Annotated in this window: 17 protein-coding genes; 3 read left to right on the top strand and 14 right to left on the bottom strand. The window is 59.8% G+C overall.

Annotated features, from left to right (window positions below):
- Positions 1-60: 60 nt before the first annotated feature.
- The gene (gene aceB / locus ELE36_RS00625) at positions 61-1,659 is read right to left on the bottom strand and encodes a malate synthase A (RefSeq protein WP_129831253.1); all 1,599 of its coding nucleotides are present in this window, start codon (positions 1,657-1,659) and stop codon (positions 61-63) included.
- Positions 1,660-1,820: 161 nt separating this feature from the next.
- On the opposite strand from aceB, the gene ELE36_RS00620 reads away from it, so the two are divergent.
- The gene (locus ELE36_RS00620) at positions 1,821-2,852 is read left to right on the top strand and encodes a LysR family transcriptional regulator (RefSeq protein ID WP_129831252.1); all 1,032 of its coding nucleotides are present in this window, start codon (positions 1,821-1,823) and stop codon (positions 2,850-2,852) included.
- Positions 2,853-2,897: 45 nt separating this feature from the next.
- On the opposite strand, the gene ELE36_RS00615 is transcribed toward ELE36_RS00620, so the two are convergent.
- From ELE36_RS00615 to ELE36_RS00560, 12 genes are all read right to left on the bottom strand, one after another.
- Positions 2,898-3,731, bottom strand: coding sequence for a DUF4097 family beta strand repeat-containing protein (locus tag ELE36_RS00615; protein WP_129831251.1), 834 nt, complete (start codon positions 3,729-3,731; stop codon positions 2,898-2,900).
- A 71-nt stretch (positions 3,732-3,802) separates the two neighbouring features.
- Positions 3,803-4,396, bottom strand: coding sequence for a lysophospholipid acyltransferase family protein (locus tag ELE36_RS00610; RefSeq protein ID WP_242512325.1), 594 nt, complete (start codon positions 4,394-4,396; stop codon positions 3,803-3,805).
- Entirely contained in the window at positions 4,393-4,818 is a 426-nt protein-coding gene (gene arfB, locus ELE36_RS00605; RefSeq protein WP_129831249.1) for an alternative ribosome rescue aminoacyl-tRNA hydrolase ArfB, read from the bottom strand. Before arfB ends, ELE36_RS00610 begins: the two co-directional genes overlap by 4 nt.
- Before the next feature lie 7 nt (positions 4,819-4,825).
- Positions 4,826-5,308, bottom strand: coding sequence for a YajQ family cyclic di-GMP-binding protein (locus tag ELE36_RS00600; protein ID WP_129831248.1), 483 nt, complete (start codon positions 5,306-5,308; stop codon positions 4,826-4,828).
- 42 nt (positions 5,309-5,350) lie between these two features.
- Complete coding sequence (locus tag ELE36_RS00595; RefSeq protein WP_129831247.1) at positions 5,351-6,106, bottom strand: pseudouridine synthase; 756 nt, start codon at positions 6,104-6,106, stop codon at positions 5,351-5,353.
- Positions 6,103-7,764 carry a ubiquinone biosynthesis regulatory protein kinase UbiB gene (gene ubiB, locus ELE36_RS00590; RefSeq protein WP_129831246.1) on the bottom strand — a complete coding sequence of 554 codons (1,662 nt, stop codon included), beginning with the start codon at positions 7,762-7,764 and terminating at the stop codon, positions 6,103-6,105. The genes ELE36_RS00595 and ubiB overlap by 4 nt, the downstream gene beginning before the upstream one ends.
- On the bottom strand, positions 7,761-8,405 hold the full coding sequence (locus ELE36_RS00585) for a ubiquinone biosynthesis accessory factor UbiJ (protein ID WP_129831245.1): 645 nt from the start codon (positions 8,403-8,405) through the stop codon (positions 7,761-7,763). Before ELE36_RS00585 ends, ubiB begins: the two co-directional genes overlap by 4 nt.
- 77 nt (positions 8,406-8,482) lie before the next feature.
- A complete protein-coding gene (locus ELE36_RS00580; RefSeq protein ID WP_129831244.1) occupies positions 8,483-9,925 on the bottom strand; it encodes an SBBP repeat-containing protein in 1,443 nt (480 codons plus the stop codon).
- Positions 9,926-10,109: 184 nt separating this feature from the next.
- Positions 10,110-11,552 (bottom strand): NHL repeat-containing protein, encoded by a 1,443-nt coding sequence (locus ELE36_RS00575; RefSeq protein WP_129831243.1) that lies wholly within the window; start codon positions 11,550-11,552, stop codon positions 10,110-10,112.
- A gap of 136 nt (positions 11,553-11,688) precedes the next feature.
- Positions 11,689-12,072, bottom strand: coding sequence for a VOC family protein (locus tag ELE36_RS00570; protein WP_129831242.1), 384 nt, complete (start codon positions 12,070-12,072; stop codon positions 11,689-11,691).
- A 1-nt stretch (position 12,073) separates the two neighbouring features.
- Positions 12,074-12,466: a DUF4156 domain-containing protein gene (locus tag ELE36_RS00565; RefSeq protein ID WP_129831241.1), complete on the bottom strand. Its 393-nt coding sequence runs from the start codon at positions 12,464-12,466 to the stop codon at positions 12,074-12,076.
- A gap of 83 nt (positions 12,467-12,549) precedes the next feature.
- A complete protein-coding gene (locus ELE36_RS00560; protein WP_129831240.1) occupies positions 12,550-15,378 on the bottom strand; it encodes a M16 family metallopeptidase in 2,829 nt (942 codons plus the stop codon).
- Between the two features lie 273 nt (positions 15,379-15,651).
- Between ELE36_RS00560 and ELE36_RS00555 the strand changes: the two genes are divergently transcribed.
- On the top strand, positions 15,652-17,493 hold the full coding sequence (locus ELE36_RS00555; protein WP_165371408.1) for a M61 family metallopeptidase: 1,842 nt from the start codon (positions 15,652-15,654) through the stop codon (positions 17,491-17,493).
- Between the two features lie 34 nt (positions 17,494-17,527).
- Here the strand turns inward: ELE36_RS00555 and ELE36_RS00550 are convergent, their stop codons facing one another.
- The gene (locus tag ELE36_RS00550) at positions 17,528-18,604 is read right to left on the bottom strand and encodes an alkene reductase (protein WP_129831238.1); all 1,077 of its coding nucleotides are present in this window, start codon (positions 18,602-18,604) and stop codon (positions 17,528-17,530) included.
- Between the two features lie 424 nt (positions 18,605-19,028).
- Here ELE36_RS00550 and ELE36_RS00545 point away from each other — a divergent pair, with 424 nt between their 5' ends.
- Positions 19,029-26,030, top strand: a complete 7,002-nt coding sequence (locus ELE36_RS00545; protein ID WP_165371407.1) for a fibronectin type III domain-containing protein — start codon at positions 19,029-19,031, stop codon at positions 26,028-26,030.
- Positions 26,031-26,156 lie beyond the last annotated feature (126 nt).

Below are 26,156 nucleotides of genomic sequence, written 5' to 3'. Positions count from 1 at the left end.
GGCTTCCATGCGTTGTTTACAAGCTCAACCGCGCTCCGCGCCGCTGCTATTGCGATGCTTTCACGCAAGGCGTTCGTACGCCGGCAGCGTGAGGAAATCGGCGAGGCGCTTGGCGTGCGTGAGTTCGCCAAACAAGGCCGCGGCTTCGGCGATACGCGCACGGCCGGGAATCGCGAGCGGCGCGAGTTCGGCGCCGACCTCATTCAGCAGCGCATCGAACAGGACAAAATCCAGCGGCGTGCCATCGTCCAGTTTGAGCTCGCCGTGGTGCAGCCATTGCCACAATTGCGTGCGCGAAATTTCGGCGGTCGCGGCATCTTCCATTAGGTTGTGAATCGGTACGCAGCCGAGTCCGTCCAGCCACGCCGCGAGATAACGCACGCCGACGTCGATGTTGTTGCGCACGCCGGCGCGCGTGATGCCGCCGAGCGATGGCGCGATGAGTTGATCGCGCTCGACATGCACATCGTCGCGTTTCACGTCGAGCTGATTCGGCGTCGGCATATGCGCATTGAAAATTTCCATCGCCAGTGGAATCAAACCCGGATGCGCCACCCACGTACCATCGTGACCGGCAGTAACTTCACGCAACTTGTCGGCACGTACGCGCGCCATCGCGGCTTCGTTCGCAGTTGCGTCGCCGCTGATCGGAATCTGCGCCGCCATGCCGCCCATTGCGAACGCGCCGCGGCGGTGACAGGTCTGGATCAGCAGCTCGGAATAATTTTTGAGGAACGGCACGGTCATGTTGACCTGGCTGCGTTCCGGCAGGACGTGATCGCGATGCGCACGGAAGGTTTTCAGATAGCTGAAAATGTAATCCCAGCGTCCGCAATTCAGGCCGGCGATACGGCCCTTCAGCGCGTGCAGGATCTCGTGCATCTCGAACACCGCAGGCAGCGTTTCGATCAGCACCGTCACCTTCATCGTGCCGATCGCCAGGCCGAGGCGCACCTCGGCAAAAGCCATCACCTCATCCCACAATGCGGCTTCCTTGTGGCTCTGCAGTTTCGGCAGATAGAAGAACGGACCGAGCGCGCGGGTGCTAAGGCGCTGCGCATTGTGGAAAGCGTACAGACCAAAATCGAACAGGCTGGCGGACATCAGCACACCATCCACCGACACGTGTTTCTCCGGCAGATGCCAGCCGCGCGGACGCACGATCAAGGTAGCGATGTGCTCGTTGAGTTTGTATTCGCGACCCTCGGCCGAAGTAAAAACAATCGTGCCGGCATTCGCATCGCGCAGATTGATCTGGCCGTCCAGCAGGTTTTCCCAGGTCGGGCAGGTCGAATCCTCGAAGTCGGCCATGAACACGCGGGCGCCGGAATTCAGCGCGTTGATGATCATCTTGCGATCCACCGGACCGGTGATCTCGACACGGCGATCTTGCAGCGCAGCAGGGATTTCCGCCACTTGCCAGTCGGATTCGCGGATGGCGCGCGTTTCGGCCAGGAAATCCGGCAATTCGCCAGCGTCAAAACGCGCTTGGCGCTCCTCGCGCGCGGCCAGCAAAGCAAGGCGTGTGCTGTCGAATTGGCGGTGCAGTTCGGCCAGGAAAGCCAAAGCCTCCGGCGTCAGGATCGACGCATAACCGGGTAGCAGTGCGGCGCTCGCAGTCACGACGGCGGGGCTTGCGCTGTGCTTCGATACTGACATGCCAAACTCCAGCTATGGTTGCATTGCAGCAGAGACTAGGCGTGTTGCTGGCGGTTTGACAAAACAAATGTTTCAATACATTTCATTGGTTTTGTTAATACATAGCCCAAGTGCTTGCAAGTGCTTGATTGGGAAGTGCATGTCAAACGATCGTTTGAATAATGGACAAAGGTAAATCCGTACTACCGCCACCCGGCAAGGTCGCGACGCGCGGACGACCGCGCAAAAATGCCGCGGATACGCAACGCGCACCCGAACGTTTCTACTACAAAGGCAATCGCCTCAAGCAACTGCGTGCGTTCTGTTACACCGTGAAACTCGGCACCTTGTCACGCGCGGCCGAAGCGCTGTTTTTGAGCCAGCCATCGATCAGCCTGCAGCTCGGTGCGCTCGAAAAAGAACTCGGCATGCGGCTGCTCGAACGCACGCGTCGTCGGGTGCAACTCACGCGCGCCGGCCAGGCGTTATACGATCTCGCGCTGCCGATGATCGATGGCCTGGAAGGTCTCGAAAGCGAATTTCTCAGTCGCTTGAAAAGGCAGGATGCGGGCGAGCTGAATATCGCCGCGGGCGCATCGACCATCCAGTATCTGCTGCCGGCGCTGGTGCAGGCGTTTCGCGCGCAACATCCGACCGTGCGCCTGCAATTGCACAACGTTACCGGCAAGGATGGTCTGGCGTTGCTGCGCTCGGACGAGGTCGATTTTGCGGTCGGCTCAATGATCGATGTGCCGAACGATCTGGCCTACGAATCGGTGTATCACTTCGACCCGATGCTGATCATGCCCGAGGATCATGCGCTCGCGAACAAGGCCGACGTGCAGCTCGAAGACCTCAGTCCGTATGGCTTGATTCTACCGCCGCGTCGACTCACCACGTATCGCCTGGTCGACCTGATTTTTCAGCAGCGCAAGGTGCCGTTCCACGTCGCCATCGAAGTCGGCGGCTGGGATGTGATCAAGCAATACGTCGCGATGGGTTTAGGCATTTCCATCGTCACCGGCATTTGCCTGACGCCGAACGACCGGCTCGCCGTGCGCAACATGAAACAGTATTTTCCGCAGCGCAGTTACGGCGTGGTGATCCGCAAGGGCAAGTACCTGAGTCCGCAGGCGCACGCGTTCATCAACCTCATTCGCCCGGCGCTGTTCTCCCACCGGGACTATTACGAGGCGGGTCATTCGGAGCGTTGAGACAACGCTCCGGCTCTGAAGTCAGCTCAATATCTGCAACGAGGCTCAGCGATCGCGACTGCGTGGCACGTCGACGCGGCCGCTGACATTATGCTGGTGAATATCGCCGCTGCCCTTCGCGGCGACGGTGAAATTGCCACCGACGCCATCGACATGGACATCGCCCGAACCGATCGCGCCGATGCTCACATCGCCCTTGATACGATTCGCATCCAGGTTGCCCGAACCTACCTTGTCGACGCTCACGCCGCCGCTGACATCGGAAAATTCCAGGTCGCCCGAGCCGACATGACCAACCTTGATATCGCCGTGCACTTGTCCGGCAGTGATATTGCCAGAACCGGCCGACGTCACTTCTAGACCGCCGATATCGCTGGCCTGCACATCGCCGGAACTGACCTTGACTTGCATCGGCCCGGTGATATTTTTCGCCGCCAGATCGCCCGAGCCGGCGCTGAAATTCAGCGCCGCGAGATCGCGCACTACGGCATCGCCGGAGCCGCTATGAATATCCAACAGTAAACTGGTTGGCATACGCACGTGCAGATCGATGTAGGCGTAGCTCGAATGGAACAGACCAAAACTGTTGTTGCGCTGCGGATGCGCAGGCGTGAGAACGACACGATCGCCGTCGCGTTTCTGAGCCACGTCGAGATCGGTCAACCACGCTTGTTCGGACGCGCAGGCGCGGCCATGGACTTCGATATGCGTGAGTCCGGCGACGCCTTCGACTTGCAGATCGGACGAGCCGAGCTCGGTTGCCAGCGCGCGCAATCCGGCCGGATCGATCTGGAAATCGCGGCTCGCCTCGAACTGGCATTCGTTGGCCAGCGCGGTGAGCGGGAAAAGCAGCGGAAGCAGTAGCAGGGATTTGCGCACGTCGTTCTCCTGTGGTGTCGAGCAGTCAGATGCACAGATACGCAGGAAGGTTTAACGGTTGCGGCGGGCGACTACACCGTGCCGCGATGCTTACCCTGGAACGGCACGTAATACGCACGGATGCGCGCCATGTCGGCATCCAGATCGTCGCTGGTTTCGAGCAGCGGGCCGAAGCCGAGGGTCTTGTCGGGATAGTGCAGCGATACCATCACGATCGGCACGTCGGTGGCACGGGCGAGGTGCCAGAATCCACTTTTCCACTTCTGTACTTTCTTGCGCGTGCCTTCGGGTGCGAGCGCAACCCAGAATTGATCACGACTCGCAAACTCGGCGCTGAGCTGGCCGATCGTGCCGTTCGCCACACTGCGATCGGTGGCGAGTCCGCCGAGTTTGCGTAGTAGCCAGCCGAGCGGGCCGACGAACAATTCGTTCTTGGCGATGAACGACACCTTGAAACCCATCGCCACCATGAACATCAGCGCCCACCAGCCATCCCACCACGAGCTATGCGGCGCGACGATCGCGATGACCTTGGGTACGTTCGGAATTTCGCCGACCAGTTTCCAGCCACAGACGCCGAGCAGCCAGCGGAAAAAACGCCGCGTGGCGTTTTGCGCAAATTGCGGCGCACGTGGTGGCAAGGCATCTGGCAGATGTTTGCTCACTCGTGATCCCAGCCTTTGCTGCTGCGGGTTTTCTTGATGCCACTGGTGACACGTTTGCCGGTCAGGCGGCGCTCTTTCGAACCGTGCGTCGGCTTGGTCGCGATGCGCGCTTTTGGCACAATCAATGCGCCGCGAATGATCTCGGCAAGACGCAGACGCGCGTCTTCGCGATTGCGACTCTGATCGCGAAACCGGTTCGCCTGGATCACCAGCACGCCTTCCGCAGTGAGGCGACGATCACGCCGCGCCAGCAGACGCGCGCGCAAGGTTTCCGGCAGCGACGGCGATTGCGCGACATCAAAACGCAGCTCAACCGCGCTCGAAACCTTGTTGACGTTCTGCCCGCCCGGCCCGGACGAACGGATGAACGTTTCGGTCAATTCGGTATCGGCAATACTCAGCCTGGCGTTTATTTCTAGCATGGTGCAATCAGTCGCGGAAGTTTTCGTATTGCAGCGGCATCTCGATTTTCGATGCGCGCAGCAGCGCCATCACCGCCTGCAAATCGTCGCGTTTCTTGCCGGTCACGCGCAGCTTGTCGCCCTGAATTTGCGTCTGCACTTTCAGGCCGCTGTCCTTGATGGTCTTGATGATTTCCTTCGCCAGCGGCTGATCTATGCCTTGCTTGAGCGTGACTTTCTGCCGCGCCGTGGCGAGGTTGATTTCCGGATCGGCGATCTCGGCACAGGCGATATCGATGCCGCGCCCGACCAGACGCTGCTTGAGAATATCGAGCATCTGCTTGAGCTGGAATTCGGCATCACCGTGCATCGTGATCACGGTTTCCTCGGTCTCGAACTTGGCCTTGGTGCCTTTGAAATCGAAACGCGTGGTCAGCTCGCGGGTCGCTTGCGTCATCGCGTTGTCGAGTTCGTGCAGATCAATTTCGGAAACGATATCGAAGGTAGGCATGACAAAAATCCGGAACATTCGCGCGCTAAAAGAGCCGCGATTCTAGCTGCTTGCCGCATCGGCTGCATGTCGCAGCGCATCGCTCCATGCAAAACGTTCGAGAATTTTCTGCCAGATCGCATCGACCGGCGCTTCGATCTGCAGCGGCAACAAGTTCACCGGATGGATGAAGTCGAGCCGCCACGCATGCAACAACATGCGGTGCATCGCGTAATGAATGCGAAACAGCCGATTATGATCGCCGCGACCGTGGCTGGTATCGCCGACGATGTGATGCGAAATATGGTGGCAATGTTTGCGGATTTGCCGATAACGACCGGTCTCCGGCATCGCCTCGATCAGCGCATAACGCTGCTGCGGATAACGCCCCATTTCGAGCGCAACTTCGACGGTGGCGAGGCGGCGATAACTCGTGCTTGCAGGTTTGCGCGGGCTGGTATCGCGCACATCCGGCAACGGATAGTCGATGATTCCGGATTCTTCTGGCCAGCCGCGCACGACCGCCAGATAACGTTTGCTGACGGTGCGCGCCATGAATTGTTTACCAAGCTCACCGGCGATCTCGCGATTTTTCGCGAGCAATACCACGCCACTGGTGGCGCGATCAAGGCGATGAATCAGGAACGGATTGCTGCCGAGTTGCGCGCGTAATCGGTCGACCAGGAAATCGGTTTCGTCGCTCGCAATCGCACTGCGATGCACGAGCAATCCGGCCGGTTTGTTGACCGCGAGCAGATGTTCGTCTTCGTGGAGAATTTCGAGTGACGCTGCGGTCTTCGCAGCAATCGTCGCGGTCATCGCCGCGCTCGTGCGCGTACGAAAGCGATCAGCGCAACGACCATAGTGACTTCGCTCGATAGCGGCACACCAAGCCAACGCGGGCCGTGCTGATCGAACGCGAACAACACCGCGGCGCTGAGCAATAATGCCGCGCCGAACAAGGCCGGAACGACGGAACGCCGATTCGCGCGCGACGCATCACTTAACGCGCGCAAATCCGCCGACGTAATGCGCACCTCATGCTGGCCTTCAACGGATTTTTTCAACGCGGCGTGCAGCAGCCCGGGCATTTCGGGCGCCCCGGCAATCCATTCCGGAATACGCGTGCGCAGCATTTTGGCCGTCGCTCGCCAGCTGTAGCGCTCCCGCAGGATTTTTTCGAGCACCGGTTTTGCGGTCGCCCAGATATCGATCTGCGGATGCAAGAGCCGACCCATACCTTCGATATTCAGCAAGGTTTTTTGCAGCAGGATCAGTTGCGGCTGCAACGTGAGTTCGTAGCGGCGCGCCATCTGGAACAATTTGAAAGTGACTTCGCCGAGCGAGATTTCCGACAGCGGCCGCGTGAAATACGGCTCGCAAATCGTGCGCACGCCAGCTTCGAGTTCGTCGAGGCGAATATGCGATGGCATCCAGCCCGCTTCGACATGCAGCTCGGCGATACGGCGGTAGTCGCGGTTGAACATCGCCATGAAATTTTCGGCGAGATAAAACTGATCGGCGCGCGGCAGTGAACCCATGATGCCGAAATCCAGCGCGATGAACCGCGGATCGGCCGTGCGCGTGGCGTCCACCCAGATATTGCCCGGATGCGCATCGGCATGGAAAAAATTGTCGCGAAAAACCTGGGTGTAAAACAGCCGCACGCCTTTTTCGGCGAGTGCGATGCGATCGATTCCGGCGGCATCCAGCGCGCGCAGATCATCGGTCGGAATGCCGCGCACGCGCTCCAGGGTCAGCACGCTTTCCTTGCTGTGCGACCAGAAAACTTCGGGCACATACATGTCGTCGGAATTCAGAAAATTCCGGCGCAACACACTCGCATTCGCGGCTTCGCGTTGCAGGTCGAGCTCGTTGCGCAAGGTGTTTTCGATTTCGGCGACGATGTCCAGTGGCCGCACCTTGTCGGCATTCGGATGCCAGCGCTGGGCGAGCGCGCCGAGCGCCTGCAATAGCTGGATATCTTGCTGAATACGCGCCGCGATATTCGGTCGCAATACCTTGATCACGACCTCGCGACCGTCGTGCAAACGCGCCGCGTGCACTTGCGCGATCGAGGCCGAGGCCAACGGTTTCTGATCGAACGCGGCGTACAACTCGGCAATCGGTTTGCCTAGCGCGGCTTCGATCATGGCCAGCGCCTGCGCGCCCGGAAACGGTGCGACCTGATCCTGCAACAGCGCGAGCTGCTCGGCGATATCCGGCGGCAACAGATCGCGTCGTGTCGAAAGAATTTGACCGAACTTGACGAAGATCGGGCCGAGCTCGGTCAGCGCTAGGCGCAACCGTTCGCCACGCGGCATGACTGCGATATCGGCGCGCGGTTTCGGAAAAAACGGACGGATTATTTTCAGCGGGCGGAACAGATGCGCCGCATCAACCAGCTCATCCAGCCGATAACGCAACAGCACTGCGGCGATGCGCAGCAGGCGCGGCAACTGCCGCACCGACGTCATGCGCGGCGGCCTTGCAGGTTCTGACTCAGGCGCGCGATGCGTGCTTCAAGTCGATCCGTGTCATCGCGCAAGGTATCGACCTCATCGAGAAATTGTTCCATCTCGGCCGGCGCGACGAGATCGCGGCTTTCATCGCGCAAAAAATCCGCGCTGTCCTGCACGAGGTTTTTTGCGCTTTCGCGACTCCAGTCGAACGCGCGCTTGAACGCCTGCGCAATCTGATAGCCGATCACATCGCCGAACACGCGTGTGAATGCTTCCTCGATATCCGGCTGGAAATTGCGCACGAGTTTTTCGATGCGGCGCGCGAGTTCGGCATCGCCGGAAATCTCGACTTTGCCCGCCGGCAGTGAACTACTCTCACCACGGCGCAAAGCCATCGCGAGAAAACTCGCCGGACTCGCACGTAGTTTCAGATCGGCAGCGGCGGCAAACGCCGGGCCGACATGCAGCAGATCGTTTTCGACGGCGATGCGCATCGCCACGCCGACGCCGGCAAAATCGATCGCGATGGCGCGGCCATTCAGGGCCTTCAAGCGCTGCTCTGTTTCGTCGTCCAGCGCCACCGCACGATTGAGCACCGACTCCAGCGCACGACCCAGCAAACTCAGCAATGGATTTTGGGGACGCGGGCTGGACATCGATAAACATCACCGGAACGGGCCACCATTGTAGCCCGAGCGTCGCGCCGATCGCGCGGGGTTTACCCGATGATTTATTACGGCCCGAAACCGTCGAAGAAAATCGTGTCGTCGCCGAGCCGACGTGAGAGCACCAGTTGCACGCCGGTGCCACTGCCGTAGATCCTGGTCAACGCGATGATCACGGGTTTATTGCCGTCAAAAAATATTTTTGCTTGCGCAAGCAAAAATTCGCCACTGACGACACTCGTTGGTGGTTTGGTCACTGCCACCCTGCCGGGTTCCGTTATGCTGCCGTTGTTGTAGGCCGGGTCGGAGAAACCGCTGCCTAGAATCCGCCAAGTCGCGGCGAAATAACCCGCTTTACCCGCGGCAAGCAAAACACGATCCTTGGCGTCGATGGCAATACCCGGCGAGTCATCCGGGCCCGTACCATCAACAAAGTCCGTGAATTGAGAGAAGATTTGACTGAAATTGTATTTTAGGAACTGGTCGGTTAAACGCATCACGGCAGTGGCCTTAGCGTTCGAGTTGTCGGCGTGGGCGGTGCCGGCCACGTAGATACTGCCGACGCTGTCGATAGCAATGGCGGACGCGCTATCGTCATAGTCGCCGGCACGATGAAAATCGAACGAGATTGCGCATGCAAATGTCACTACAGACGGCGTGCACTGATCGATTGCACCCGCAGGAGTTAGCCGCAGCACAGCGAAATCGTAGTTTGATCCGGTGCCGTTTTGGGTATCGCCAGCGATCAGAATTCGGTTACTGGCGTCCAGCTTGAGCGCATTGGCCTCATTGGACTTGCCGCCATTGAGGTTATAGGCGTAGATGAATATGCCGGCATTGCCGAAACTGGTATCCAGCGCACCGCTGGCACTCAAGCGCATCACGAACAATGAGTGGACACCCGTACTGACGTCGTAGACCGAGCCTGCAATCACGATCTTGCTGTCGACAGGCTGCACGATTACCGCACGCGCCAGCAATCCGTTTGCATTCGGCCCCCCGATGCCGGCGGCGGCGAAATAGATGCAACCGCTGCTGTCATGCCCGGTCAGCAGTGAATCGGGCAGGCCTTGGTCGGTGTAGCGACAGACCACAATCTGACTATTGCCGTTGGTGGTGTAGCCGACCATCACTGTGGAGTCGATCGCGGCGATCGGCGCCATTGCGGTCATGAATTTACCGGGATCTGACAGCACGACTTTGCTATTGGCGCCGCTGAAATACGGATTGGGTTGCCCATTGGCGAGCTGGCGTACGAGTGCGGTCGAGAAATTCGTGCCGCTGCTGTTTTTGTAAAACACCGCGGTAACGTAATCGCCGATATTGATGCTTTTGTAAATACCGAGAACGCCAAGTGGCGGGTTGGAACTGGCGGCGGCAGGTAGCGTCAGCGTGACGTTCTGACCGGTATTGAATTTTGGATCGGGATCTCCCTCGCGGGTCGCCCAGGCGAAGCTGCAACAGCAAAGCAGCGAGCAACAAATCCAGAACTGACGCAGCATGGTAGGCATGGCAATCTCTCAGACGAAGGAAAGGCAATGCGCATCGCTGCGCACATTGTGAACTGCAACCACTAACACGCAAAAAGTACGTTTAGCAGGACATGCGTCGCGTAAAAATTTCGTCGAGGCCGCGTGCAATACCTGAATTCATCAGCAGAATGCGATTTTTTTGCTGCTGGTTTTTTGCGGCGCGTTATTGAAAGCCGTTTTGAAAAATCTTGTCGCCGAGCAGGCGCGTGACACTTAAGTTGTAGCCGGTGGTGCCCGCAAGCGTAATCGCGGCTACCACGGGACGATCGTCTTCCAGCAGGATGCTGGGTTGACCAGCAGGTAGGGCATAGGAGGTGGCATTATTCGCAATCGCAACAACACGACCGCTAGATGCAGTACCGTTGTTGTAGCTCGAATCGAAGGTGCCCGCGGTGACAAAACGTGCGACGCCGGTGAACGCATAACCGCTCGTGACCATCAGGCGATTGCTGGCATCAACCAGCGCGCTCGGCGGCACGTCCGTTTCGCCACTGCCCCCGCTCTGCATGTAGAACGCCTCTGCGCCGTTGTTGCCCGAGAACGAGCTGTCGGGTTGAAGCTGATTGGTCAGACGCAGGATGCTGCTCTTGTACAGATCGTTACCGGAACCATCGGTCGCGGCGCTGCTCTGTCCGACCATGTAGATCTTGCCAGTTTGGTCGACAAGTACGTTAGTAGGGAAATCGTTGAATTTACCGCCTATCTGGAAGGCATGGGTATAGGTACACGGAAAAGCAAACATGCCGACCGGGCAAGAATCGAGCACGCCGGCGGAGGTCACACGCAACAGCGCAAAGTCGTAGTGCGCGCCGGACCCGGTGCCGTCCTGCGCGTACCCGCCGATCAGAATATGCGCTTGGCTGTCGAGCGCTATCGATGTGGCATGGGCGCTTTTACCACCGTTCAATAGGAATACGTGGCTGAAGCCGCCGTTGGTGCCGAACGAGGTGTCGGTTGTACCGTTGCCGTTCAGCCGAATCACGCCCATGCCCGTTTGGCTTTTTCCGTCGTTGACGTTCGAAGTGCCGGCAATGATGATCTGTCCCGTCGATGGTTGCACCACGATGGCGCCGACGTAATCGTATTCGCCCGTTGTCCCAGAACTCGGCGTGGCGTCATTAAAGCCGGTATTGCCATTGAATGTGCTGTCGAGCGTACCGTACGAATTCAGGCGTTCGACATGGTAGGTGTAGGTTTGCCCGTTGGAGCCAGGCAGAATCTTTGAGCCACCCAGGATGATGGTGTCTGGCCCGGAGATTGCCGTCATCGCAGCCCAGTCCACCTGGCCTTCGGTCAGGTCACGCACACCGTTGATGCCGAAATTCTGTGCCAAGGTGCCGTCTTTCAATATCTTGACCAATTGCACGGTCAACGAAGGATTCGTGCCAATGCGAATGGCCGCGAGATAACCCGTGCTGACCGTACTGAAGCCGATCAGAGTTGGCGTTTGGTCGGTCGTATTGTTGTAGGGCACGTAAACTGTACGCACTTGGCCACCGTTGAAGGTTGGATCCAGGTCACCTTCCAGCGCCGCCTGTGCCGTGGATTGGCAGCCCAACGTCAGGGCGAAGCAAAACAGAGAAAACAGGTGAATGGGCTTGTTCATGGCGAGACCTTTATCCGCTATTGAGAGAGTGACCCGAGTGCACGCATGCCGGGCTACGATCTCAAACACGCAAAAAGGATGAACAACAGGACATCGTGACTCGAACGAAGTCGAGTAGCACGCTACCCGCACAGGTTTAGCGTTCGCTCATCAACGCAAACAGATTGCCAAACGGATCGCGGAAAAATCCCATCCACAACTCCTTGTCGCCGAGCGCGGCGATGAAGTGCGGAGCTTGTTCCACTTCCGCGCCACGGTCGCGCATCGCGGCGAAATCAGCATCCAGATCGGCGGCGTCGAAATACAGCACCGTGCCTTCCGGTTTGAACTCGCCCGATTCTGCCATCCCCAGCATCAGGCGCACGCCGGCGACATCAAAGAACGCGACATTCGGTGCCTGGAACATGAACTTCAGGCCGACGACATCGCGATAAAAAGCCACGCCGCGGTCGATATCATGCACCGAAAGCGCAATCTGGCCGACGCGCCGAATCGAAGCAGATGATTGAATATCCGTCATATCAATTCTTGATCGGGTAGGTTTCCACGCCGTCTTTCTTTGCATCTGCCGGCGCACCGCGCACATGCGGTGCGGGCGGTTTTGCGCCGCACGAATACGCGCCGAAACTCTGCGAACCATCGACCGGATCGCCGAGCGGCTTGAGCGTATCGGCGTGCATGTCGACGGCTTCGTTGCGCGCGAGGGTTTCCAGTTCATCGCGCACTTTCAACTCGCTGCGATGATAAAAACTCACATGATCGCGCACCGACACCGACACCTTGCCTTGATCGCGGCAGCCGCTGACATTGCCGTCGTAGGCAACGCGAATTTTCTGCGCCTGGGTATCGAGTTTGACCCAAGTGCACGCGCCGAGCGCGACGCACAAAAAGACCGGCAAGAGAAATTTATTCATCGTCGTGGTGCTCCGTAATTTTCGCCTGGCAGAGTGTAGCGCGAACCGGCGGCATCTTCGTTGTCGAATAGTCAGGCATCGATTCAGCGCACGATCTTGCCATCGGCATCGATGATTTTAACGTCGCCGAGTTTCAGCGCACGCACCGATTTTTCGATCTTGCTGAGGTCGCCAACGATCACCCAGGTCAACGCCTGCGGATGCACGATTTCCTTGGCGGCGGCTTCGATGTCGCTGTCTTTCTGCGCTTCGATACGTTGCTTGAGGGTTTGTACATAATCATCCGGTCGGCCGTAGATCACGATATTTTTCATCGAACCCAATACCGCGCCGGTGCTTTCGAACGCGCCCGGCAATGAGCGTACATCGCTGTTCTTGACCTTGAGAATCTCGCTATCCGTCAGCGGTTTTGCGCCGATCAGATCCTGCGCCTCACGCAGAATTTCGCTAACCGACTCGGCGGTCTTGTCGGTCTGCACCGGCGCATACAACATCAGCGGGCGCTGCCCGATCGCATCGCTCAGAAAACTGCCCGCGCCGTACGACCAGTGTTTGGCGTCGCGCAGATTCAGATTCAGGCGCGAGGTGAACACGCCGCCGAACGCGCTGTTCATGGTCTTGATTTCGAGATTGTTCGGCACCTTGGTCGAAGGCGCGACCGAGCCTGCGAGGATCAGCGATTGCTGCGATCCCGGCCGATCAAGCAAGAACACGCGCGGTTTTTCCTGCAACGCCACGTGGCCAAGATTTTTCTTCGGAATCGGTGTCGCTGATGCTTTCCAGTCACCGAATGCGGCATCGAGTTTCGGCACGATCTCGGCCAGCGTAGTATCGCCGGCGACGAGAATTTTGGCATTGTCAGGTCGCAGGAAATCGCGCGTGAATGCGCGAAGATCATCGGCATCCAGCGACTGGATCGATTCCGGCGTACCGCTGCCAGTGAACGGTATCGCATACGCATGCCCGGCGCCGTACAACAGCGGCGGCAGCGCACGCAGCGCGAGCCCGGTCGGTTCGGTTTTTTCCTGCGCAATGCCGGCCAGCCATTGGCCGCGAATGCGCGCGATGTCGGCATCGCGGAAGGCCGGATTGCGCAGCACGTCGGTGAACAATTGCAGCGACGGATCGAGTTGCGATTTCAGTGCGTTCAACGATGCGCTGCACGTATCCAGATTGCAGCCGGTGGCGAGAATCGCGCCGAGGCTTTCGCGCTGTCGCGCAATCGCCAGCGAATCCAGCGTCGTCGTGCCTTCGTCGAGCATGCTCGCGGTGAAACTGCCGGTGCCGAGTTTGCGACCCTGATCGGCGGCGTAACCGCTGTCGAACAGCACATCAAAATGCACCACCGGAATCGTGTGCCGTTCGGCCAGTATCACCTCGATGCCATTCTTGAGTTTGCCACGCTGCAGCGACGGGAAAGTGAGGTCGGGAAACTGTGTCACTGCGGGCACACCGCTGCTGCGATCAAGATCGGATTTGACGATACTGAATTCGCGTTTCACCGGAAACTTCGCTTTCGGTGCATCCTTGGAGGCTGGCAGGCCCGCGCTTTCGATCTCCGCTTTGCCCGGATCGACTTTGCCCGGCGTGATGGTCAGCGTGTAATCGCCGCGCGAAATCCATTGTTTCGCCGCCGCCAGCACGCTCGCCGGTGTGGCCGCCTGCAAGCGCGCGAGATCGGTTTGATACGCAGCAGGATCGTCGCGATAGACCTGGCCGCTGGCGAGAATCACCGACTTGCCGCTGACTTTTTCCAGGCTACGCACAAAACCTGCTTGCGCACGTGTCCTGGCGCGATCGATCTCTTCCTGGGTCGGGCCTTCGCTCAGAAAACGCTGCCATTCTTCGGCCACGGCCTGTTCGACGCGTTTGGCATCGACGCCGGTTTTTACGTCCACTTCGAGCTCGAATTTGCTCGCCAGCGCGAACGGCGAAATGCCGACGCTGACGTCATCGGCGAGTTTGTCCTGATACACCAATCGGTTGTACAAACGTGAGGTCTTGCCGCCACCGAGCACGGTCGCGGCAAGGTTGAGCAGCGGCTGTTGCGCATCGCCGGCCGGCGGCGTATTCCACTCGCGCACGATGCGCGTTTGCGCCACCTGATCGACCATCTCGCCACGTGTTGAGGTAGTTCGCGCTGCGATCCACGGCTGCTGCCGCGCCACCGGCGGCCCGGCTGGAATATCGCCGAAATATTTCTGCATCTTTTCTTTCGCCAGCGCTGGCGTGATGTCGCCAGCGAGCACGATCGTGGTGTTGGCGGCGCCGTAATAGTCCTTGAACCATTGCTTGACGTCGGCCAGCGAAGCGGCATTCAGATCCTGCATCGAGCCGATCGTGTCGTGGTGATACGGATGATTGGCCGGAAACGCATTCGCCTGAATATTTTCATCGACGCGGCCGTAAGGCTGATTCTCATCCTGGCGTTTTTCGTTCTGCACCACGCCGCGCTGCTTATCGAGTTCGGGTTTGCCGATGGCGTTGAGCAGATGGCCCATGCGATCCGATTCCATCCACAACGCCATGTCCAGCGCAGTGGTCGGCACGGTCTCGTAATAGTTGGTGCGATCGTTCGCGGTGGTGCCGTTCATGTCGGTGGCGCCGACTTGCTCGAACGGGCGGAAATAACTTTCCTTGTGATTCTCCGAACCCTCGAACATAAGATGCTCGTACAGATGCGCGAAGCCGGTCTTATGCGTCGGCTCATCCGCCGAGCCGACGTGATACCACACCGAAACCGCCACCACGGGCGCCTTGTGATCCTCGTGCACGACCACGGTCAGCCCGTTCGAGAGCTGGAATTTCTCGAACGGAATGCTGACCTCACTGGCTGGCTCGGCCTGCGCGCCAGCCGCGAAAAATGTGGCGAGCAACACGCCAGCAGAAAACCACGAGCTGAGTTTGAACATTTATGTTCCTTGGAATTAGTACGGAAAAACCCGAGGCTAGCGGCGCGAACCATCGCACGCAAGGTGCGAAAGTCCTGCGCGCTTGTCATCCGCCTCCATCCGGCGCCTGGCATACCCTATGGCTCCGCCCGCTTTGACATAGACTCATCGTCTTGATCCTCAAGGCCAATGGTGACGATGCGATCGATTTTGTTGCTGGGACTTTCCGTTATCTGCGTCGGCGCCGCCGCACAAGTTGGGGTTGGACCACAGCCTGTTCCATTGTCGAACTCCGTGCCCGCGCCGCGTGATATTGCGTTTCGTGGCGTCGTGCGCATGGTGGTTGATGCCAGCGATACGACACACAAGATCGTCAACGTGCACGAGACTATTCCAGTGCAGGCAGCAGGACCTATGACGCTGCTTTATCCGCAGTGGGAAGTGGCAAGTCACTCCGCGACGGTGCAGGTGGCGCGGCTTGCCGGCCTGATCATTCGTGCGGACGATCAACGTATCGACTGGACTCGCGATGCGATCGACATGCATGCGTTCCACATCGATGTGCCATCCGGCGCGACCACGCTGGATCTCGACTATCAATACCTCGCGTCTGGCACGCCGCGCGAAGGCCCGCCCGAGATGAGTCGCGACATTCTGGCGATGCAGTGGCATACGGCGTCGGTGTATCCGGCTGGCTGGTTCGCGCGCGATATCACGGTGCAAGCGAGCGTCAAACTTCCCGCGGGTTTCCAATACGCCACGGCATTAACGACGGACAGTTTCGGCAACGATGTCGCCAGCTTCAAGCCGACCACGCTCGAGGTTTTGTATGACTCTCCGGTTTATGCCGGGCGCTACCTGAAACGCGTGGATCTGGCGCCCAAAGCAGCGACGCCAGTCACGCTGAATCTGTTCGGCGACAACTTGCGCAACATCGATATCGGCGATGCTCAAATAACTCGTTATCGCGCTGCCGTTGCCGAGATCGAACACACGTTCGCGAGCACACATTTCGATCATTACGATTTGCTGGTATCGCTGAGCGACGTGTTGCCGTCGTCCGGTGGCACCGAGCATGCGCGATCGGGCGAGGTCGGTTTGCCGGCCGATTATCTCGGCAACGAAAGCGGCCACCTGCCCGAGCTCGATATCCTCTGGCACGAGTTCATTCATTCCTGGAACGGCCTGTTTCGGCGGCCCGCCGACATGTGGACGGCCAACGCGAATCAGCCGGTGCGTAACAGCCTGCTTTGGGTCTACGAAGGCCAGTCGGAATTCTGGGGCCGCGTGATCGCCGCACGCGCCGGCATTCGCTCGATCGAGGCGACCAAGGATTTGTTCGCGATCGATGCGGCGCGCATGCAAGCGCGGCCCGGCAGACGCTGGAAATCACTGCAGGACAGCAACAACGATCCAGTATTCATGGCCAAGCGTGCCGTCGCCTGGCGCGATTGGCAGCGGCGCGAGGATTATTACCTCGAGGGCCCGATCTTCTGGCTGAACATCGACAGCATCATCCGCGAACGCACCGGCGATACAAAAGGGCTCGACGATTTCGCCAAGGCGTTTTTCGGCGTGAACGCCGGCAGTCAGATAACCACCACTTACACCTTCGATGATGTCTGCACGACGCTCAACAACGTGCTGCCGTTCGACTGGTCGAACTTCCTGCGCAAACGCCTCGATACGCACGACGATGACGGCTTGCTCGATGGCCTCGCGCATGCCGGTTATCGACTGATCTTTACAACCGAGCCGAGCGATTTTTATCGACAACTCGAAAGCGAAGACGACGTGGCCGACCTTTCCTATTCGATCGGATTGACGGTCAAATCAAACGGCACCGTTCCGGTCGTCGCATGGAATGGCCCGGCGTTCAAATCGGGCCTCAGCAATGGCGCGAAAATCACGACCATCAACGGCGCGCCATTTAGCGTGGATCTGCTCAAGGCAACGATCAGCAACGCCGCTAACGGCTCGATCAACCTCGGATTCAAACTCGACGGACAAGATCAAATCGCGCATATCGATTATCACGGCTCGCTGCGTTACCCGCATCTGCAGCGGATTTCCGAGTCGAAGGATCGACTTGTTCCGTTGTTGCAGGCGCGACGAATAAACCCAGTTTCGATGTGACACGGGACGCGACCGAAGCCGCGTCCCGCCAACGTCAACTCGCCAGCGCGGGATAATCGGTGTAGCCCTTTGCGCCCGGCGTGTAGAACGTCGCCATATCCGGAGCGTTGAGCTCGGCGCCGGCACGCATGCGCGCGACCAGGTCCGGGTTGGACAGGAATGGACGTCCAAACGCGATCGCATCGGCGTGTTTTTCCGACAGCGTTTTCTCTGCACTGTCGCGATCGAATCCACCGGCGAGAATGTACGGACCGTTGAATGCCTCGCGCAGCTTTGCCTTCAGTTCAGCCGGCACCGGCGGTGCACCCATCGCTGAGTGATCGAGCACGTGCACGTACAACAAGCCGAGTTTGGATAGCTCGCTGACCAGCGCGAGATATTGCGTATCGACATCGACAAATGCGCCGGTGCCGTTGAACACGCCGTGTGGCGAGAGGCGAATACCGACCTTGTCGGCGCCGATTGCCGCGACCGTCGCACGTGCAACCTCAAGCGCGAATTTGTTGCGCGCGTCGCTGCTGCCACCGTAGCCATCGGTGCGCGTATTGACGTTGGCATTGAGGAATTGCTCGATCAGATAACCGTTCGCCGCATGCAGTTCGATGCCATCAAAACCGGCTTCGATCGCGAGGCGCGCCGCGTTCACGTATTCGCCGATCGCGTACGTGATGTCGGCTTGAGTCATCGCGCGCGGCTGGCTGTTCGGCTGCATGCCCTGCCCATCGGTGTACATCTCGCCCGGGCATATGGCTGCGGTCGGCGCGACTACTTCTGCGCCGGCCGGCAGATTCGCAACGTGCGTTACGCGACCGGTGTGCATAAGCTGCACGACGATCTTGCCGCCCTTGGCATGCACCGCATCGGTAACGAGTTTCCACCCCGCCACATGCGCGGCATTGAACAAGCCGGGGATACGCGCATAACCGAGGCCGTTCGGCGACGGCGATGTGCCTTCGGTGACAATCAGGCCGGCGGTGGCGCGCTGACCGTAATACTCGGCCATCAATGCATTCGGTGTGTTGGCATCGACGGCACGGCTGCGGGTCATCGGCGACATGACGGTATGGTTGCTGAGCTGGAGCGTACGCAAAGCGACAGGATCAAAAAGCATGGGAAACACCTACGGTTGAGAGGAATGTTGAAATCAAGATCAGACCTCGGGCTGATTCGCACCGATTCAACCGGTCGAATGAAACTACTCGACGAAATCGGCAAGGCGATCACCAAAGCACACAGCTCGCGATTCGCGACCAACCGTAAAAAAAACGCTAGACCGTGCAACGTTTCTAGGTGTAACTTTCTCCATTAAGATTTTTAAACCATCGATCCGCTGCCGCGCTTGAATATTCCACAGGCGCGAATAGCGGATCGATTACAAAAATCAGGGCAATTGCGGGAACGCCGGGGCGCAAGAAAATTTTCTTGCGGACGTACTGCAGCGACACCAAAACCTTTCAAAGCGGTTTATGCGAACGGGTTCGAACGATATGTGCCAGTCACATGCGTTGGACACGGCGCCACACAGGGGAAACGTCATGTGCACCAAACAACTGTCCATTTTCCAGCTGATCCTAGTCATGCTCGCATGTGCTTGTCCAGTCTGGGCGCACGCAGATCTGCAGCCGGACCAGACGATGGAAATGTCGACCGCGCAGCTGAAAGCGCAGCTCGATGTGGATGCAGCCGATCCGGACGAATCGATTCAATCGCTCGGGCCGGTTCCATACGCAAACTCGGCCAACTACGCTTTTTCGACTACCGTCACCGGTTCGCTGATGGACATGAGCAGCGGCACGACGACCCTGGTTGCCGCCGACCAGGACGATACCGCCTCGACAGTAACGCTGATCGGATTCGATTTCTATTTCCAGGATACGCGGCAGGATCGTTTCAGCGTGAACTCGAACGGTTCGCTGCGTTTCGGTGCAACCACGATATCAACCACCTTGTACGATCCGCTCGCCCAAGCCGGACAATTCCTGGTTACCGCTTACGGCGCCGACCAACGCACGCATGCCGGCGATGGCAAGGTGCATTTCAAGGTTATCGGCACCGCGCCGAATCGCGAACTGGTCGTGGAATGGCTCAATACACAGGCTAATTTCAACGCCGGCGGTACTGCGGATCTCAGCTATCAAGTGCATCTGTTCGAAACCAGCGGCGTAATCGAGTTCGTCTATGGTTCGATGAACATGAGCGCCGCCGGAGCTGCGGTTGCCAATTCGCAAAGCCCGCAATTCGGCTTCTCTTCGAACAGTACAGTCGGCACAGTCGGCTCGATTACCGCGGCACAAAGCGGCACGCCAGCGCCAAGCTTTAGCGGCGCATCGGCAACTCCGACGAATAACCTGTACGTCGCCGGCACAATTCCAGCGCTGACCTCCGCTGCCGATGGATCACGCCGCACGTTCGTCTTCACCCCGCCGGTGGTAGTGCCGCCGGGCGGCCCGCTGACGTTCACCGCGGTTACGGCCACGGGCATGACGTTGAACTGGACCGACTCGAGCAACGAAGATGGTTATGCCATTTACATCTCGACCGACGGCACCAACTTCAGTTTCGTCAACACTGCAGCACAAAATGCCACGAGCTATGTCGCCAGCGGCCTGCTTGGCGGCATCAATTACTTCTGGCGCGTTTATGCGTTCAGCGAAGGCAACACGGCCTTTATCAGTGGTAGCCAGACCACGGCCACGCCGACGCCGAACATCTCGCTGGGTTCCGGGCTGTGGAGCGCTCCTGGCACGTGGTCCACTGGCAGCGTGCCAAGCGGCAACGACGCAGTGACGATCGCCCCGGGCACCACGGTGACGATCGACATCACGGCGGCCATTGCTTATTCGCTGCAAGTCGTCGGCACATTGCAGTTCGAACAGACCACAGCGCGCACGCTGAGCGTCGGCACCGACGTCATCGTCCAGGGCGGTGGCGTGTTGCAATCCAATCCGGCCGGTACGCAGACCGGACACAACCTCAGCGTCGCCGGCAACCTGATCAACAACGGTACGCTCGATTTCTCGACCAATGCCGATACCGCTGGCGCGATCATCACCTTCACCGGCACGACCAATACCAGCTTGTCCGGCTCGGGCGCCACCACGGACATCCGCCAGATCACGGTCAACAAGGGCACCACGGCTGCGCCGATCGTCGAAATAATGCTATCAAACTTCACCGTGCGCGGCGTCACTACCGATACCGTCGTTGGCGGCTGGCTGGTGATGAGCAACGGCACGATCAAATTGTCAGGAACATTCACCGGCACCAGCCGTGTCTTCGCTGCGGCAGGCTACACGATTCCCGTGACGTCGGGTTTCTGGCTCAACAATCCGAATTACGTGGTTGCCGGTCAGGCCGGTTCACCGACGCTGAACGGCCAGCTGCATCTCTCGCAGGGCACGTTCAATATCGGTACGGCGACCGGCAATTCGATGGGCTTCTCCGCCGGCAGCACGATCATTGTCGACGGCGCGGCAGTCAACGCCACCGGTCGCTTCGGTGTGGCCGCCGCGGGCAATGCGATCTCCTACACTCAAAGCGCGGGCACGATCACGGTTTGCACGATCGGCAACGCTTCCGCCACACTGGGTAGTTTCGATCTGGGCACGGGCTTGGGCTCGAACATCGCGATCAATGGCGGCACCATTGTCACTCAGCTGGCGGCGACCGCGATCGACTATCGCAACCAGGCCGGTGGCGGCATCGTCGGTGTGACCGGCGGCACGCTGCAGCTCGGCAATGCAGCTTCGGGCGCGGCCAAGATCTTCAATCTACGTGGCGTGCTGCCCAACGTCGTCGTCACCAATACCTCGGCCGGCCACACAGCGACAATGTCGACGACTCTGGTCAACTTCAACAACATCGCCCTCAATATCACGATCAATACTGGCGCCACATTCAATACCGCCAATGTGCTGTTCCTGATGGCCGGCGGCTCGTTGATCAACAACGGCACGCTGACGGCGAATGGCGCGAGCAGCAACTTCATCTGGTTCGACGCGGGAGCCGCCGTGCCGCAGAGTTACAGCGGTACCGGCGTCACGACCGCGCCGGTTACGAACATGAGCGTACAGACGGCCAGTGCGCTCACCTTCACCTCGACCAATCAGTTCATCACCAGCCGCGTCAACATGTTCGTCGGCAACCTCGTCAACGCCAACAAGCTGACGATCGGCACCGGCGGCGCAACCACGGGCGTTATCCAAATCGGCAATACGACGACTCCGACCGCAGCAGGCACTTTCGATGCGGCGCCGACCTTCAATCTGGGCACGGGCGGCGAGAACATCAGCTATTTGCGCACGGGTGGTTCGCGCTCGACCGGCCCCGAGGTCAACCCGGCGCGCAGCCTGACCAACTTCACCTACGACGACAACGATCCGAGCCATACGCTGACGATCGCGGGCGGCGACCTCACCGCCACCGGCGCGACCACGCTGACCAATGGCCGCGTCATCACCGGCGCCAACACGCTGATCGTGGGTAGCGCCGGCACAGTGACGCGCACCAACGGCTATGTCGACGGCAACTATAAAAAGACCGTGGCGGCGGCAGCGAGCGTGACGTTCGAAAACGGCACAGCAAATGGCTACGCGCCAGTCGTGTTCAATGTCACGGCCGGAACCTTCCCGACTGACATCAAAGTCGCTGAAGTCCAGACCACGGCCCCCGGCATCCAGCCAACCAGCAAGGTTATCTCGCGCTACTGGACGCTGACCGCGACGGGCATCACTTCGGATGTCACTTTCAACTATCTCGATCCGACTGACATCCCCGGCACGGTAACCGAAGCCAATCTGCATGTGCTGAAGCACGAAGCGGGAAATCCTGCTGACTTCAGCGACCAGGGCGGCACGATCAGCACGGCCGCGAACACCGCCAAAGTGACCGGAGTTTCCAGCTTTTCCGACTGGACTCTCGGCGAAGCGTTTTCCAATCTCGCCATCACGATCACCGATGGCGTAACCGGCACGACACCCGGCGGATCGGTGACCTACACCACCACGGCCAGCAACAGCGGCACCGTGAGCAATCCGGCAGCCACTGTGCAGGCTACTTTCCCTGCGAGCTTGACCTGCTCCACCACTTGCTCCGGTGCACTCGGCGGTACCTGTAGCGCCGGGCCTTTCGCCGGCAACATCAACGATCCCGACAATATTCCGTCCGGCGGATCGGTGACATATACCTCGGTGTGTTCGGTCAGTCCGGCAGCGACGGGCTCGCTCAGCACCACCGCAACCGTCAGCGCCGGCGCGCTTGGCGATCCGGACGCATCGGATAATTCCGCTACCGACACCGATGGCATAGCAGCCTCCGCCGACCTGTCGATCACCAAGACCGATGGCGTGACCACGGCTACACCCGGCGGAAGCGTGACCTACACCATCACCGCCTTGAATGCGGGCCCGAGCAACGCCACCGGTGCGACTGTGGCTGATACCTTCCCGGCGAGCGAAACCTGCACGTGGACTTGCGTTGGTGCGGGCGGCGGCACGTGTACGGCATCGGGCAGCGGCAATATCAATAATACGGTGAACCTGCCATCGGGCGGCGGCGTTACCTACACCGCTTCTTGCACAATCTCGGCCGCCGCCACGGGTTTGCTCAGCAACACCGCGACGGTGACTGCACCCGCTGGCGTGACCGATCCGACGCCCGGCAATAATTCGGCAACGGATAGCGATACGCTGGGTGCATCCGCCGATCTAGCGATCACCAAGACCGATGGCGTAACTACCGCGACGCCAGGCGGCAACGTGACCTACGTCATTACTGCCTCGAATGCCGGGCCGAGCAACGCCACCGGTGCGACTGTGGCGGATACGTTCCCGGCCAGCGAAACCTGCACGTGGACTTGCACCGGCGCCGGCGGCGGCACGTGTACCGCATCGGGTAGCGGCAATATCAATGGCACGGTGAACCTGCCTTCGGGCGGCAGCGTCAGTTACAACGCCACATGCTCGATTTCAGCTTCGGCGACGGGTACGTTGAGCAATACGGCAACTGTCACGGCACCGGCTGGCGTGACCGATCCAACCCCGGGCAACAACTCCGCAACCGATAGCGATACGCTCGGCGCGTCCGCCGATCTGTCGATCACCAAGACCGATGGCGTGACCACGGCAACACCGGGTGGCAGCGTTACATACACCATCACGGCCTTGAATGCCGGGCCGAGCAACGCCACGGGTGCAACGGTTGCGGATACCTTCCCAGCCAGCGAAACCTGCACATGGACTTGCGTTGGCGCGGGCGGCGGCACGTGTACCGCATCGGGTAGCGGCAATATCAATAATACGGTGAGCCTGCCTTCGGGCGGCGGCGTCACCTATACTGCTTCTTGCTCGATCTCGGCCGCCGCGACAGGCACGCTGAGCAACACGGCGACTGTCACGGCACCGTCCGGCGTGACCGACCCAACCCCGGGCAACAACTCGGCAACCGACAGCGATACGCTCGGCGCGTCCGCCGACTTATCGATCACCAAGACCGATGGCGTGACCACAGCAACACCCGGTGGCAGCGTTACGTACACCATCGTTGCCTCGAATGCCGGTCCAAGTTCCGCGACCGGCGCGACGGTGGCAGATACGTTCCCCGCCAGCGAAACCTGCGCGTGGACCTGCAGCGGTGTGGGCGGTGGTACATGCACGGCAGCGGGTAGCGGCAATATCAACGACACGGTAAATCTGCCTTCCGGCGGCAGCGTCAATTACACCGCGACGTGCTCGATCTCTCCTGCCGCAACAGGGACGCTGAGCAATACGGCAACGGTAACGGCTCCAGCTGGCGTGACTGATCCAACCCCGGGCAACAACTCGGCGACCGACAGCGATACGCTCGGCGCGTCCGCCGATCTGTCGATCACCAAGACCGATGGCGTGACTACCGCGACAGCGGGCGGCAGTGTCACCTACACGATCGTCGCATCGAATGCCGGTCCAAGCTCCGCGACCGGCGCGACGGTGGCCGATACGTTCCCCGCCAGCGAAACCTGCACGTGGACTTGCAGCGGTGTGAGCGGCGGCACGTGTACGGCAGCGGGCAGTGGCAACATCAACGACACCACCGTGAATCTGCCTTCCGCCGGTAGCGTCAATTACAGCGCGACTTGCTCGATTTCTGCTGCCGCGACGGGCACATTGAGTAACACTGCCACGGTAACCGCACCGGCCGGCGTAACCGACCCGACGCCCGGCAACAACTCGGCAACCGATAGCGACACGCTCGGCGCGTCCGCCGATCTGTCGATCACCAAGACCGATGGCGTGACGACCGCAACGCCGGGTGGCAGCGTCACCTACACCATCGTTGCCTCGAATGCCGGTCCAAGTTCCGCGACCGGCACGACGGTGGCAGATACGTTCCCCGCCAGCGAAACCTGTACATGGACTTGCAGCGGCGTGAGCGGCGGCACGTGCACGGCAGCGGGCAGCGGCAATATCAACGACACGGTGAATCTGCCTTCCGGCGGTAGCGTCAATTACACCGCGACGTGCTCGATCTCTCCTGCCGCAACAGGGACGCTGAGCAATACGGCAACGGTAACGGCTCCAGCTGGCGTGACTGATCCAACCCCGGGCAACAACTCGGCCACCGACAGCGATACGCTCGGCGCGTCCGCCGATCTGTCGATCAGCAAGACCGATGGCGTGACCACGGCCACGCCGGGTGGAAGTGTCACCTACACGATCGTAGCCTCGAATGCCGGGCCAAGTTCCGCGACCGGCGCGACGGTGGCCGATACGTTCCCGGCCAGCGAAACCTGTACATGGACTTGCAGCGGTGTGAGCGGCGGCACGTGTACGGCAGCGGGCAGTGGCAACATCAACGACACGGTCAATCTGCCTTCCGGCGGTAGCGTCAATTACACCGCGACGTGCTCGATTTCTGCTGCCGCGACGGGCACATTGAGTAACACTGCCACGGTAACCGCACCGGCCGGCGTAACCGACCCGACGCCCGGCAACAACTCCGCAACCGACAGCGATACGTTGCTGGCCTCGACCGCCTCGTTGCTCGGCGCGACCAAAACCGTGAGCGCGAGTGGCGGCTTTACGCCGGGTGCCACGATCATCTACACCGTGGTGGTGAACAATACCGGGCTCGGCGCGCAAACGGACAATCCAGGCGACGAGTTCACCGATTCGCTACCGGCCGGCATCACACTCGTTTCCGCCACGGCAACGTCGGGAACCACGACAACCGGCGCAGGCATCGTGCATTGGAACGGCAGCATTCCCGCGGCAGGCAGCGTCACGATCACGATCACCGCGACGATCAATGCAAACGCCAGCGGCACCATCGTCAATCAGGGTTCGGTACAGTTCGATGCGGACGGCAACGGCACGAATGAATCCACCGCCTTGACCAATGATCCCAGCGTCGGCGGCGGCACCGCCAATCCGACCAGCTTTGCGGTTGTTAGAGTTGCGGCGATCGCGGTTCCAGTACCGACGCTCGACTGGCTCGCGCTACTCGGACTGGCGATGGCACTTGCGCTCGGTGCTGGGGCACGGCAACGTTGGTCGCGCTAGGTCGGCGGATGTTCTGACGTTGGGCGGTGCCGTATGCATCGCCCAACGTGCAAACCAATCACTGGATTGCTGAATCGGCGCTTCGTTACTGATCGACGCAACGTTGCGTCGATCATGCTTTCGATG

This window comes from Pseudolysobacter antarcticus, assembly GCF_004168365.1.
In the GTDB taxonomy this organism is placed as follows: Bacteria; Pseudomonadota; Gammaproteobacteria; order Xanthomonadales; family Rhodanobacteraceae; genus Pseudolysobacter; species Pseudolysobacter antarcticus.
This window is presented reverse-complemented; position numbering and strand designations above follow the sequence as displayed.

Coding starts and splice junctions, on each gene's coding strand:
- aceB (WP_129831253.1), bottom strand. CDS start 1,659: ATGTCAGTATCGAAGCACAGCGCAAGCCCCGCCGTCGTGACTGCGAGC.
- ELE36_RS00620 (WP_129831252.1), top strand. CDS start 1,821: ATGGACAAAGGTAAATCCGTACTACCGCCACCCGGCAAGGTCGCGACG.
- arfB (WP_129831249.1), bottom strand. CDS start 4,818: ATGCTAGAAATAAACGCCAGGCTGAGTATTGCCGATACCGAATTGACC.
- ELE36_RS00600 (WP_129831248.1), bottom strand. CDS start 5,308: ATGCCTACCTTCGATATCGTTTCCGAAATTGATCTGCACGAACTCGAC.
- ELE36_RS00595 (WP_129831247.1), bottom strand. CDS start 6,106: ATGACCGCGACGATTGCTGCGAAGACCGCAGCGTCACTCGAAATTCTC.
- ubiB (WP_129831246.1), bottom strand. CDS start 7,764: ATGACGTCGGTGCGGCAGTTGCCGCGCCTGCTGCGCATCGCCGCAGTG.
- ELE36_RS00585 (WP_129831245.1), bottom strand. CDS start 8,405: ATGTCCAGCCCGCGTCCCCAAAATCCATTGCTGAGTTTGCTGGGTCGT.
- ELE36_RS00580 (WP_129831244.1), bottom strand. CDS start 9,925: ATGCCTACCATGCTGCGTCAGTTCTGGATTTGTTGCTCGCTGCTTTGC.
- ELE36_RS00575 (WP_129831243.1), bottom strand. CDS start 11,552: ATGAACAAGCCCATTCACCTGTTTTCTCTGTTTTGCTTCGCCCTGACG.
- ELE36_RS00570 (WP_129831242.1), bottom strand. CDS start 12,072: ATGACGGATATTCAATCATCTGCTTCGATTCGGCGCGTCGGCCAGATT.
- ELE36_RS00565 (WP_129831241.1), bottom strand. CDS start 12,466: ATGAATAAATTTCTCTTGCCGGTCTTTTTGTGCGTCGCGCTCGGCGCG.
- ELE36_RS00560 (WP_129831240.1), bottom strand. CDS start 15,378: ATGTTCAAACTCAGCTCGTGGTTTTCTGCTGGCGTGTTGCTCGCCACA.
- ELE36_RS00550 (WP_129831238.1), bottom strand. CDS start 18,604: ATGCTTTTTGATCCTGTCGCTTTGCGTACGCTCCAGCTCAGCAACCAT.
- ELE36_RS00545 (WP_165371407.1), top strand. CDS start 19,029: ATGTGCACCAAACAACTGTCCATTTTCCAGCTGATCCTAGTCATGCTC.